Annotated in this window: 12 protein-coding genes; 5 read left to right on the top strand and 7 right to left on the bottom strand. The window is 65.1% G+C overall.

Annotation, left to right across the window (positions count from 1 at the left end; translation table 11 throughout):
• Window positions 1-96 precede the first annotated feature (96 nt).
• Window positions 97-852 carry an SDR family oxidoreductase gene (locus tag ASF60_RS03980; RefSeq protein ID WP_056180732.1) on the bottom strand — a complete coding sequence of 252 codons (756 nt, stop codon included), beginning with the start codon at window positions 850-852 and terminating at the stop codon, window positions 97-99.
• A 135-nt stretch (window positions 853-987) separates the two neighbouring features.
• Here ASF60_RS03980 and ASF60_RS03975 point away from each other — a divergent pair, with 135 nt between their 5' ends.
• Window positions 988-1,878 (top strand): AraC family transcriptional regulator, encoded by an 891-nt coding sequence (locus tag ASF60_RS03975; RefSeq protein WP_056180729.1) that lies wholly within the window; start codon window positions 988-990, stop codon window positions 1,876-1,878.
• Between the two features lie 259 nt (window positions 1,879-2,137).
• On the opposite strand, the gene ASF60_RS03970 is transcribed toward ASF60_RS03975, so the two are convergent.
• From ASF60_RS03970 to ASF60_RS03960, 3 genes are all read right to left on the bottom strand, one after another.
• Entirely contained in the window at window positions 2,138-3,211 is a 1,074-nt protein-coding gene (locus ASF60_RS03970; RefSeq protein WP_156633835.1) for an alpha/beta hydrolase family protein, read from the bottom strand.
• 123 nt (window positions 3,212-3,334) lie between these two features.
• A complete protein-coding gene (locus ASF60_RS03965) occupies window positions 3,335-4,579 on the bottom strand; it encodes an adenylate/guanylate cyclase domain-containing protein (RefSeq protein ID WP_244478319.1) in 1,245 nt (414 codons plus the stop codon).
• A gap of 58 nt (window positions 4,580-4,637) precedes the next feature.
• A complete protein-coding gene (locus ASF60_RS03960) occupies window positions 4,638-5,552 on the bottom strand; it encodes an SDR family oxidoreductase (protein WP_056180727.1) in 915 nt (304 codons plus the stop codon).
• A gap of 100 nt (window positions 5,553-5,652) precedes the next feature.
• Here ASF60_RS03960 and ASF60_RS03955 point away from each other — a divergent pair, with 100 nt between their 5' ends.
• A complete protein-coding gene (locus ASF60_RS03955) occupies window positions 5,653-6,264 on the top strand; it encodes a TetR/AcrR family transcriptional regulator (protein ID WP_056180724.1) in 612 nt (203 codons plus the stop codon).
• Window positions 6,265-6,895: 631 nt separating this feature from the next.
• On the opposite strand, the gene ASF60_RS03950 is transcribed toward ASF60_RS03955, so the two are convergent.
• Window positions 6,896-7,888 carry a catalase family peroxidase gene (locus ASF60_RS03950; RefSeq protein ID WP_056180721.1) on the bottom strand — a complete coding sequence of 331 codons (993 nt, stop codon included), beginning with the start codon at window positions 7,886-7,888 and terminating at the stop codon, window positions 6,896-6,898.
• A gap of 266 nt (window positions 7,889-8,154) precedes the next feature.
• Between ASF60_RS03950 and ASF60_RS03945 the strand changes: the two genes are divergently transcribed.
• Complete coding sequence (locus ASF60_RS03945; RefSeq protein WP_056180719.1) at window positions 8,155-9,174, top strand: zinc-dependent alcohol dehydrogenase family protein; 1,020 nt, start codon at window positions 8,155-8,157, stop codon at window positions 9,172-9,174.
• Between the two features lie 16 nt (window positions 9,175-9,190).
• Here the strand turns inward: ASF60_RS03945 and ASF60_RS03940 are convergent, their stop codons facing one another.
• Window positions 9,191-9,589, bottom strand: coding sequence for an MAPEG family protein (locus ASF60_RS03940; RefSeq protein WP_056180716.1), 399 nt, complete (start codon window positions 9,587-9,589; stop codon window positions 9,191-9,193).
• Between the two features lie 173 nt (window positions 9,590-9,762).
• Window positions 9,763-10,845, bottom strand: a complete 1,083-nt coding sequence (locus ASF60_RS03935) for a catalase family protein (protein ID WP_056180713.1) — start codon at window positions 10,843-10,845, stop codon at window positions 9,763-9,765.
• A 353-nt stretch (window positions 10,846-11,198) separates the two neighbouring features.
• Between ASF60_RS03935 and ASF60_RS03930 the strand changes: the two genes are divergently transcribed.
• Together ASF60_RS03930 and ASF60_RS03925 are read left to right on the top strand one after the other, a co-directional pair.
• On the top strand, window positions 11,199-11,603 hold the full coding sequence (locus ASF60_RS03930) for a hypothetical protein (RefSeq protein WP_443136725.1): 405 nt from the start codon (window positions 11,199-11,201) through the stop codon (window positions 11,601-11,603).
• 124 nt (window positions 11,604-11,727) lie between these two features.
• Entirely contained in the window at window positions 11,728-12,297 is a 570-nt protein-coding gene (locus tag ASF60_RS03925; protein ID WP_056180931.1) for a DJ-1/PfpI/YhbO family deglycase/protease, read from the top strand.
• Window positions 12,298-12,360: the final 63 nt, after the last annotated feature.

Genomic DNA, 12,360 nt, shown 5'->3' with positions numbered 1-12,360 from the left:
GAGGCCCCTTGGTCAAACATAGGCCCTCCTGTCCCGCCATGTCGGGAGGGGGGGCGCCTCGGACTGGCCGTGCCCGCCGTGACGCCCGCAGTGCTGTCAGATGCCCTGGCCGCCGGAGACCTCGATGCGCTGCGCGTTCACCCAGCGGTTCTCTTCGGTCAACAAGCTCGCGACCATCGGTCCGATATCGTCCGGCACGCCGACGCGGCCGAGCGCTGTGAGACCTGCGAAGAGCGTATTGAGGTCATCATTGTCGCGCACAGCGCCGCCGCCAAAATCGGTCTCGATGGCGCCAGGGGCCACCGTGTTCACCGCGATCCCCCGGCTTCCGAGCTCTTTGGCCATGTAGCGGGTCACTACCTCGACCGCGCCCTTAACGGCGGCGTAGGCACCGTAGCCGGGTAAGCAGACCCGGGTCAGGCCCGACGAGAGATTCACGATGCGACCACCATCCGCGAGGAGTGGCAGCAGGGTCTGGGTGAGGAAGTAGACGCCCTTGAAGTGAACGTCGACCAGCCGGTCGAACTGCTCCTCGGTCGTTTGCCCGATCAGGGCGTAGTCGCCATGGCCGGCATTGTTCACAAGGTGGTCGAAGGTGTCCCGGCCCCAGGTCTCGCGCAGGGCCGCCTGCAGGAGCTCGGCGAAGGTGGCGAATACGCCGACGTCGCCGGTTTCGAGCTGCAGCGCGACCGCCTTATGGCCCATTGCCTGGATCTCCGCGACGACCGCTTCGGCCTCGTCTGCGCGGCTGTGGTAGGTGAGGACGACATCGCCGCCGTGGCGGGCGATGCTGAGCGCGGTGTTGCGGCCGAGCCCGCGACTGGCTCCGGTGACGAGGGCGATCTTGGTCATGGGACGGCTCCGTTCGTTGGGCTAGCCGGGTATGCCGCTCCAGATCCAGCGCGTGTTACCGGAACCTCTCAAGTTCTTGCCTGATCCTACGAAGGATGATGCGTTCTTGCGGGCAATCGCCTACACTTTCCTTCCATGACGCCCCTCCTTGCAGCCGTGCGCCGTTACGCAGAGGCCCACCACAGCGCCACCGGAGTGGCCGTCACCTCCGTTCCGGGTCTCTCGACCGTGCGCGCGACCATCCCCAGCGGACTGCTCCATGACATCTGGCGGCCGCTAGTGTGTCTGGTTCTGCAGGGAAGCAAGCACGTCACCGTGGGCACGCGAAACTTCGCGTTCGGAGCCGGTGACTCCCTCCTGATCACGGCGGACGTGCCGACGGTGAGCCAGATCACCCGCGCCAGCGCCGCGGCCCCCTACCTCTCACTCGTGCTAGAGCTCGACCCTGCGGTCATCGCCGACCTGGCCGCGCAAATGCCGGCCGAGACGCGAGCCGATCACGTGCCGGTCCGGGTCGATCAGACCGAGGCGGAGACCGCCGACGCGGCCCTGCGCCTGATGCGGCTCCTCGACCGGCCGGCGTCGCTTCCGGTGCTGGGTGCGCAGCTCGTGCGCGAGATGCATTACTGGCTGTTGGCGGGACGCCACGGGGCCGCCATCCGCCGTCTGGGCTGGCCAGACGGCCACGTGGAGCGGATCACCCGCGCGGTCGCAATACTCCGTGCCGAGTTCGCCGGTCAGCTTCGGGTCGAGCGGCTGGCCGCTGCGGCCGGGATGAGCCCGTCTTCGTTTCATCAGCACTTCCGGGCTGTGACTTCGCTCTCACCGCTGCAGTTGCAGAAGCACCTGCGCCTGATCGAGGCGCGTCGGCTGCTGGTCTCGGAAGGCCTGTCGGCGAGCGGTGCCGCGTTCGCGGTCGGCTACGAGAGCATCCCACAGTTCACACGCGAGTATGGTCGCATGTTCGGGTTGCCTCCCGTTCGAGATGCCAAGGCCATCAGAAGCCTCGCGGCAGTGGCTGCCTAAGCGGGTGATGAACCGATCAGCGGGCAGACCGCCCGGGACGAGGCTGCGCAGCCCACCCATCATCGCCCGAAGATGCATCGATTAGCCGGTGAACGCGACGGGCGGCTGGTCATTTGCAGCGTAGATTGAACCCTTCCTAAGCGCCCAACACTTCACTCTCACGCATCGCCACTTGAAAGCTGCCCGACCGTAAATTACCCAACCCAGCCGTTGAGCAGGTTGCTCCAGCAACCTCGTCGGCGGTGATGCGGCGTGGGCATCAGGCCCGACGTCTACGATCCGCTTGCCTGACCGGAACTTGAAATGGCATCGGTGCTGCGGCCAGGATTGGCTTCCAGATCGCATTCCAATTCTCCATCGGAGCGGGATCGGAGCGATGGACGATATCGAGGAACGCCAAGCAGGCTTCCATCGTCGCGCGCTTGACCAAGGGGTTCAGCGGCCCGCCGTTCCTGAGTGATCGGTCAGTGAAGACGCTGTGCGAGCCGCCCTCGAACACGATGAGGGCCTTCCGTGCCGTTGGAATGGCGTTGAAAACGTCGATGCGGTCTTGGACCGGTGAGAAACGGCCGGGGATGCGGATTGTGTCCTCCGTCGTGGTCACGTGGAGGGTGGGGACATCGACCGAGGCAAGGACCGCCGCGAGGTCGGTCTCGCCGTAGAAGGGGGGCGCCGAAATGACGATGCTCGCCGTGAAGCGAGGGTCCCGGAACCCGATGGGCTTCCCGTTGCGGATCACCTGGGCGCCGGTCAGGATCAGGGTCGTGTTCGCCCCATACGAATGGCCAGCCGCGACGATGCGCTTGCTGTCGATGGCGGCATGGAAGGGATTGTCACGGTGGAGCAGGCGGTCGAGGCCGAAGCTCACATCCCGCGTCCGCTCGATGGCCTCGCGCTCGTCCGCAGCACCGTCGAGGCGGTCGAGGAGAAGAATCGGATTGCCTGCCCACAGCGTCTGGTCGCTGCCGACATGCTGGATGTGCAGGCTCGCGGTCCCGCGCGTCGACCATCCCTCGCCCAGATAGCTGTAGCCTTTCCGGGAGCCGCCGAGCCCGTGTGAGAAGACGATCAATGGGACCGGTCCCTTCCGGGTCGCGGCGGCCGGCCAGTACAGTCGCGCTGGGACCGCACGGTTGCGTGTGGGATCGACCCATTCGAAGTCGATGACCCGGGCTTCCTCGGACGCCGGCAGCGCCTGCGCCGACAGGGACGAGAACCAGGCTCCGGCACCCGCCGCCAGGATCGTCGCACCGAACCGGCGGCGGCTGAAGCCATGTGTGACCGGTTCCAGCAAGGCGTTCGACCGTATCGGTATATCGGCATTGATGGTCATGGACGTCTCACGGTGTTTGGCGGCAGATTAATCGGGCGGGAGCCTTGTAGCTTTCGTCGGACGCCTTCAGGGTCGGGGATGGACGTTGATCTGTCATCCCGCGGCGCTTACGGCACGCCTCGCTCAAGACAAGCGAGGGGAAGCTGCAACCCCGCGCCCATGATGGTGTTGAACAACGTCCTTGCCGACGACCGCGAACCTTCGCCGTTCGGCAAGGGCGTGCACGACTATCTCCCCGCTACGCCCCCTCAGGACATGCTGCCCCAAGGCCTCCGCCTCGATGCCGTCCGGCAGCACGGGTATCCTGCAGAGGACGGCTTCCGAGACCAGCACGGACCGCTTCGTCTCCCGGCACAGGCCTTCCAGTCGCGCGGTCGCGTTCATGACGTCGCCGAAGTAAGCGATCTTGTGCCTGTCGATCCCTATCTCGGCCGTGACGACACTGCCGCCATGGAGCGCCGCGCGGAGTTCCGGGACGAGCCCAAATCTCCTGATCCATCGGTCGCCGTCATCGCGGAGCATTCGTTGGATCGCGAAGACGCAATCGATGCACCTGGCCCGCTCGATGCCGCGCATCAGTGGCCAGGAGATGATCACCTGGTCGCCAATATAGTCGTCGATCTGACCGCGATGGTGGCGAACCGGTTCGGCAATCGTCTCGAACACGTCCTTCAGCAGTTCCTGCGCCGCGAAGTCGCCATGCTTCTCCGCATAGGCGGTCGAGCCGACGAGGTCGAGGAACAGGAAGATGCGCTCCTCACTGCGCGGGCGGTGATAGCGTCCGAGGATCAGGTTGGTGAATGTGCTGCGGCCTATGAGGTCGCGCATGCGCAATACGCCGATCAGGAGCGCCGATACCGCCATCGCGTAGATGACGGCCTGGGGCCGAGGTAGCACGACCTCCGCCAAGCTCTTGTCCGTCAGGCCTAGGGCTCGGACCACGATGCCCATCACCCCCATTCCTACGATGATCACAAGGAGCAGGCTCATCTCCGCCGCGGCAAAGTAGGCCAGGGAGGGCAGGCGCCGGAGGCAGGTCGTGTACCGCGGGAACAGTGCACCGCGCTCGTAGGCGATGGCGAGGACGCCGATGCACGTGCCATACGTCACGCCCAGTACGGCCGGGCCCTCGTGGAACAGAATGCCGTACAGGGCACCGAACGCGGCGCTGGCGGCAGCGATGGCGATCCAGAATGTGAGCGAGCCGTTCGACATCGTTTCCATCCAAGTGGGAGTTGCTTTGGAATGGCCGAGGAAAGTCCAGGGCATGGGATCTTTCGTCTTGTCAGATGCGTGACCAATCAGCGGCCCCACCACCAGCCCAGCCAGGGTCGCGGCCAAAGGTGTCCACCATTTCGATCCCAGCATCCGGCGGCTCCTATGCTTCGCTACGTATCATCGGGACGGTTCGCTCGATGACCAGGATCTACTGGAATACCGCGCCGGATAGACGTTCGGACTCGATCCATAACCGAGCGGCAACGGCCTCGTCCCGAGCTCGGACTGGAATGGCGGCGGGGCCCGGTGCGCCGCGGGTCTCGCCCAGTCGCGTTGGGCCGTAGTACCCTCCGCCCGTCGCGAGCGGCGAGGATGCGGCATACAGCGTGGGCAACGCTCCCTGCGCTGACGGCTGGAATAGAAACCACATGTAGGTCCGCATGATACCGGTGAAGCTCCCGCGACCTGATCCGTTCGGTAACAGGTCGGTCCGGGAGATCCCAGGATGCGCCGCAAGGCTGGTTATCCCCCAGCCATTCGCGTCGCTGCGGCGCTGCAGTTCGAGCGCAAAGATCAGGCAGGCGAGCTTGGACTGGCCGTAGGCCGCCATCGGGCGATAGGTACGCTCTGCCTGCAGGTCGTCGAAGTCGATGCGGCCGCTACGGGCCGCCACACTGGACAGCGTGACGGCCCGGGGCTTGTGCGCCCGCCGCAGCAACGGCAGCAATTTGGCGGTGAGCGCGAAGTGTCCGAGGTAGTTCGTGGCGAACTGCAACTCGAAGCCGTCATTCGAGACCTTGCGCTTTGGCGGGCTCATCACGGCGGCATTATTGATCAACAGGTCGATGCAGTCGAGATCGACAGCTACGCGCTCGGCGAAGGCAGTCACGGAAGCAAGGCTTGCCAGGTCGAGGATTTCGAACCGGACCCTGGCCTCTGGTGACTTTTGCCGTATTGCCAGGACAGCTTGCGCGCCCTTGTCTGCGTTGCGCCCGGCAATAATGACTTCGCCCCCCGCCTGCGTCAGTGCAAGCGCATCCTCGCACCCGAGGCCGCCCGTCCCCGTTACGATGGCAACCCGTCCCGACTGGGACGGCAGGTCTCTGAGCGTCCAGTCAGGCATCCGGGTTTCCCTTAAAGAAATCGAAATCGCACTCGGTGCAAAAACATATTCGCACTGAGTGCGACTTTGCAAGTGCGATATCGCATGCGAGAACGCGGGCATGGATATCGTGTCATCGAAGCCTGATGGCCTGCGCGCGCGTAAGCGTCAGGAGACGCTTGAGCGGATCGCGGAGACGGGTCTGAGGCTGTTCAGCCAAAACGGCTACGAGGCGACGACGCTCGACGCCATCGCAGAGGCAGCCGGCATCTCGCGTCGGACCTTCTTCTACTACTTCAAGTCGAAGGAAGAAATCCTGCTGGATTGGCAGATGCGGGGGTTCAGCGCCTCCCTGCACAAGGCGATCCTGGCCCAGCCTTCCGACAAGGTGCCGGTGGATGCGGTCCGCGATGCCTTGCTGACGCTTTCCGCAGGCTTCCGCACCCAAGAGTTCATCGGCATCGACCGTGTCCTGCGGTCCAGCGAAACCCTTAGAGCGCGTAAGCAGGCAACCTATGGCCTGCATGAGCAGTCACTGCATGCCACGCTTGTCGAGCGGTGGCCGAGTCCTGACCGTAGCACTTCCTTGCGCCTTCTCGCGATGGCCTCGCTCGGCGCCATGCGCTTGGCCATCGAGGACTGGATCCAGGCGGGCGGGGATCGGCCGCTGGACTCCTTCCTACACGCTGCGTTCGATGGGATCGCAGCCGAGTTCTGCCGACCCCTGCAATAGCTTCGCACACACGCGCCGAAGGTTCGGACTGCCGAGATCCGACAGCTCCGGTACGTCCCCTACATCACCTTCGCCGCTTGGAAGCGGACAGTCGCAAACCCACCCAACCCGGTCGTTTAGCGGACGGACGGGTCCCGACCCAACCCGGCCGTTCTAGCTTTCAAACCAGATGCTCCAAAGCGGACGTTGAAAGGTCTCGGAGCCAATCCTGCCGAGTCAAATGCCACAGGACGAGAAGATGTGGAGGCCACTTAGCCATCCCTGTCCCGGGAACGTCGTCAAACCGCTTCCGTTGACAACACGGAGCAAGTGCGCGGATCACCGGAACAGGAGTTAACGCATCATGAGAGCATCTCGATGTGCAATCTATCTCGGCACGGCGCTTCTCACTGGTATCGTGGGAAGTGTTCATGCGGCAGAGGACAAGGCAGCCTCTTCAAGATCGGAGACGCATGACCAGGGCAAGACCGATACGTCCGCGAACAGCGTGGGGGCGGGTGGTTTGACGGGTTCTGGCGCGACACAGGACGGTGCCCGAACCGGGATCTCGGACACCTCCCGTCCGACCGGATCGTCCGGTCCGGCAGCCGGAACGGCTCGTTAAGTAGCCGTTCCATTTGCTTTGGATTTGCTACTGCGAACGCCGGCCGAACGATACAGCATAAGCCTGGACGCGCGCATCGATGAGAGGGTCGTCCGACACCTCGATGCCGTCGGTGAGCGCGTTCGGCATGAACAGCAAGGACTTCTCGATTTCGGCGCTATTTGGCACGGCTTTGGTGACCGTCAGTGTGCCGAGATCGACCGTCTTTCGGCTGTCCGGCCAAGGCTTGGTCGCGTCATTGGTCGGATCGCCCGCTTCAGCAAGTTGCGCCAGGACCCGGAACTTCGCCGGCTCCTTGGCGACGCGGGGCCCGATTTCCGCCATCAGGTAATCCGGCTCGCGCTTGCCGGCCTCCTCGGGCGAGAGGATCTCCTCGCCCTGGACGGGCACGAACCGGAAGCGGAACGGCTGGCGCTTGCCGTCCTTGTCGACGAAGACGAAGGCGTTCACACCGTTATAGGTTTGTCGCGCAAGGCTCGACGGACTCTTGGCCGTTGCGCCGGCCGTGGCAGCGGCGGGATGGGTGGCGACGAAGTTTTCGAGGGCCGTCGGCTTCTTCGCATCCGGTCCACTCTCGGAGACGGCCTTCAGCAAGTCGCGGAACTCCTCGCCGGTGGCGACTGGGAAGAAGGCAAGGGAGTTCAGGACAACGTCCATGTCGGAACCATCGACGAGCTTGAACTTCAGTGACATGCCGTGGGGATTGGCGTTGGCTGCGCCATCCGCGATGGTTGGAACGCCGGTCGCGTCCGAGAAACGAATTGTCACCGGGACTGCCGGCCCTTGGAACAACGAGGCCTTGCTGAGCCGTGTGGCTTCGGCCGAGGGCGTGAAGCTGCCCTCCGCGACGACGCCCTTGGCGTGGTTGGCACGCTTGCCGGGATGGTTGCCGAAGAGCTTGTTCATCACGTTGATGGTCTGCTCAGCGGTAGTCGCCTCCTCGGCCAGGACCGGGTTGGCAGCCGCGACAGCGAAGGCCACGCTGGCGGCTAAGGCGTACGGGATGGTCTTGGAACGCATGACGATCCTCTAGGCAGCGTCGGGGCTGGACGCACCGACCGGCTGGGTTCAGACTCGTTCTTAAGCGCGAATGACGACGGCCGACAATGCCGGGGTTGCTTCGCGTCCGGCCATCGGCAACTCATTCTCATCGAGGCACGATCACCCGATCTCGACAGTTGTCGAGCCCGCTGCCACCATCTCGGCCCGGGCCGGGACCTCCATTACCGGCGTGGATCCCCCCTTCAGGGCCGGTGCATCGCGCCGGCGAGACGGACAGGTTCAGAATGACGGTATCGGCATCCCGCGCGATGATCGTTCAACCCGGCGGCGGCTTCGACGCCGTCGGCTTCGGCGAGCGACCGGTTCCGGAGCCCGGCCCCGGTGAGATCACCGTTCGCCTGCGGGCGAGTTCGCTCAATTATCACGACTACGCCGTGGTCAGCGGCATGTGGGGGCCGAGCGAGCCGCGCGTGCCCATGTCGGATGGGGCTGGCGAGGTCGAGGCTCTGGGTCCGGGGGTCGACGCCTTCGCGGTGGGCGACCGCGTGGTCAGCACCTTCTTCCCGACCTGGACGGAGGGCAGCCCCCAGGTCGAGGGATTCGCGACCGTGCCGGGCGACGGCATCGACGGGTACGCCCGCGAGCGCGTCACCGCCTCCGCCATGGCGTTCACCCACGCGCCGCGGGGCTGGGACCATGCCGAGGCGGCGACGCTGACGACGGCCGCGCTTACGGCCTGGCGGGCCCTGCACGGAGATGCGGGCCTGAAAAGCGGCGATGTCGTCCTCGTTCAGGGCACCGGTGGCGTCTCGCTTTTCGCCCTGCAATTCGCCAAGGCCGCCGGCGCCACCGTGATCGCCACCTCGTCCAGCGAGGAGAAGCTCGAACGCCTGCGCGCCTTGGGTGCGGACCACGTCCTGAATTACCGGTCCGACACCACCTGGGGCGAAACGGCCCGGCGTCTGACCAACGGGCGCGGCGTGGATCACGTCCTCGACGTGGGAGGTCCGGCGACCCTGGAACAGTCGATGGCCGCCGTGCGAGTGGGCGGCCACATCTCCGTCATCGGCATTCTGACGGGTGTCACCGGACCACTTCCCCTGGTACCGGCCCTGCTCCGGCAGATCCGCCTGCAGGGCGTGCTCGTCGGCAGTCGACGCCAGCAGATCGAGATGGTCCGCGGCATCGAAGCCTGCGGGCTGCGTCCGATCGTCGATCGGCGCTATCCCCTAGCGGACCTCGTCGCGGCGTTCCGACACCAAGAGAGCAACAGGCATTTCGGCAAGATCTGCATCGAGATCTGATCCACCGCCGCGCTCCTCAGCCGATGCGCAGCAGGAGGGCGATGGCCGCCACGGCGATGACCGCGAAGGTCGCCAGGATCCCACCCCCACGGCAGGCGAATTGCCGTGGGGAGTTCTTCGGAGCGAACATTCCGAACGGGTGCAGCACGCGTGCGGCGAGCATGACGATCAGAAGGCTGCGCACCAGAGTCGGGCTGCCCCCCCCCGCTTCCAACAGGGCGACGAGGAGGAGCGCCAGCGGCACGTACTCCCCGAAATTGCCCTGCGCACGGATGCGCTTCTCCAAGTCTCGGTTTCCACCATCTCCATGTAGGACATCGGCGCTCAGGCGCCCGGCGACGACCCACGACGACAGGCCGACATATAGAAGAGCGAACACGGCCGCGTAGAAGGCCGTCAGAGCGGGGAAGGTCATAGGATCGGTCCCTCGGGGGTTGTTCGAAGCGGGATCCCGTAGGGGCGCCTGTACGGTTCTCGTCAGAGCGTCGGGGCTGGAACGCCGTCTGGGCAACGACCGGGCATTCGGTGCGCTCGGTCTCTAATATCTCGCAAGCAAGTGCATCGCGTCCAAGACCCCGCCGCTGGATCTCAGCGCTCCACGCCGGGTTCGTGGATGGGGCATCCATTGAAGCGCTGGCGAAATTCGGCCGAGTGCTTGTACGGGGCGTTGCGGGCGCGGTTGATGTTGCCCAAGGGCTGATGGGCGGCGAGCCCCGTCCAGATGCTGAAGCGCATCTCTTCGTCGACCGCCTGGACGCGCGACGGATCCCAGCTGTCCTGCGGCCCGACGGTGATCAGCCCGACGCGTTGGAAGGGGGCCTCCGCCTCGTTCCACTCCACCGTCGGATCCTCGACGGGTTGGCGCTCAAGGTCGCGACAGAGTTGGACGCGGAACTCCCAGACGCCCTCGATGCCGCGCATCTCGGACTGCACCGTCTCGCGGATCGCATTGGGACGACCGGACGCATCGATTTCGTTTCCGGTCAGCGCGGTGAGTGCTGGGGCAACCGGAGCGACCGAGAACTTTGCGATGTAATCGCCGTACCGGAACGGGGTGACGCTGTAGTAGGTCTCGCCGAGGGGGTCGACGTTGGGTGCACCACCCAGGGACGCCAGCGTCGTGCTCTCGACGCCCACGGCCTGGAGCGCCTTGTTGACGCCTCGCAGCACCGTCGAGGCCGCGATCTTCAGGCCCTCGGCCCGGTCCGTAGTGCCAGCCAGCAGCTTCAGGCTTCCGAGGAACTTCTCGGCGCTCGGGGCTTGGAAGACCTTGCCATTGACCATGATGAAATTCTGGGTGGCGCCTTCGGCGCCGGCCAGGCGCTCGCCCTGGACGTCGAGGACCTTCAACGCGAGACCCCGCGGCAGGGAGACGGCGTCGGGCAGGATATCGCCCGCGTTGGTGGACAAGCGCATGTAGACCCTGTGCGTCCCGGGCCGAGCGAACAGGCCCTGCGCGAGTTCCGCGGGCAGGCCGCCATCGATCCGGAGCTCGCCCTCCAGGATGCCGTGCGACTTCGCATGCACCGATCGCACAGCATGTCCGGAATCCTCGGCCACGGTCTGCAGGATCTGGTCGAAGGTCTGGTTGAGTTGGTCGATCGTCACTCCTTCGTCGGCCTTCACCTGTTCGACGTCGGGGCTGTAGCGGACTGGCGCTTGCAAAGTCATAGGCTCCGGCTCGATGCAATCTCGAGGTGAACAACGTTGGTTTTGGTTCGTTCCAGGCTCGAGGATGGTCAAAAATCGGTGAGCGGCCTGGCTCAGGGGGGTCCATTGAGCGCATCGACCGTGCCCATGATCCTCAAGGCCTGATCGGCCATTGGGATCGAGGTGCACAGTCAAAACCGCTCTGCCAAGCTCCGTTCGAAGCGTTCGGCCCCAATACTCGGTTGGGTTGCGACATGACGACAGCCCGGGAACCGCATTCCCGAATCCAACTTTGTCCCATTGAAAATCGCGATGTCGCCACGCCGAGCACATATCCTCGCGTGGCAAGAACCCCCGAAGGTCAGCTTACGATGATTCAGAGGTTCGCCCTATCGATGGCGTTCGCCTTTAGCCTTGCCGCTCCAGTCCAGGCACAAGCCATCGCCTCACCGGCCCCGGCTACAAGCTTGATACACGGCAATTACTGCGGACCTGGCAACAACGCTCCGGCAGCCCCCATCGACGCCCTCGATTCCGCTTGCGCCCGTCACGATGCCTGCACGCCCGATGGCGGGCTGGCGACGAAACCATGCAACCTTCGCCTTCAGCGCGAGGCGGAGGCGATCGCCCGCGACCCCCGTCAATCGGAGGATCTCCGCGCCATGGCGGGCCTGGTTTCGGTCGGCGCCTACATGATGCTGTCGTCCCGCGAGCCTGAGGCACCCGGCAACCACCACCTTGGTCGGCCGGCGAAGAGTTGGGCGTCCTACGGCCGGTAACGCAGCCGCGGCACCATCGCAGAGTGGATCTGCGCTTCCAGCATCACCAACGGCCTGGAAGCCTGTCCGGCCATTGAATCCTTCCTCGGCCAGTCCCTCCATCCAAACGAACGAGATGAACACCATGACTCTAAAGGGCCGAAAGATCGCCATCCTGATCGCGCCGCGCGGGACCGAGGAGCCGGAGTTCGTTCAGCCACGCGAAGTGGTGACGAGGGCTGGCGCCAACGTGACGGTGATCGGGCTGGAAGCCGGCGAGGCCGAGACGTTCAACAACGACCTGGACCCGGGGGGACGCTATGCCGTCGATGCGATCATCGAGGGGGCCTCCGCCTCGGGTTTCGATGGCCTGATCATCCCCGGCGGCTGCGTCGGCGCCGACACGTTTCGGGCGAGCAAGGCGGTCGTCGCGTTCATCCGAGAGTTCTTCGAGCAGGGCAAGCCTGTCGGCGTGATCTGTCACGGGCCCTGGACGCTCGTTGAGGCGGATGTCGTGAAGGGACGGACCCTGACGTCCTTCCCGACGCTGCAGACCGACATCCGGAACGCGGGCGGGACCTGGGTCGATCAGGAAGTCGTCACCGACCAGGGCCTCGTCACGAGCCGCAACCCCAAGGACTTGCCGGCCTTCTGCGCCAAGATCGTCGAGGAGTTCGCCGAGGGCCGCCATCCGGCGCAGGCCCGGAGCGCCTGAGCGAGCCGGGTACGATCCGACAGAGGCACGGGAAACGGGAGCCACCGCGCGTTGTGCAGGGGG

Source organism: Methylobacterium sp. Leaf113 (assembly GCF_001423325.1).
Lineage (GTDB): Bacteria > Pseudomonadota > Alphaproteobacteria > Rhizobiales > Beijerinckiaceae > Methylobacterium.
This window is presented reverse-complemented; position numbering and strand designations above follow the sequence as displayed.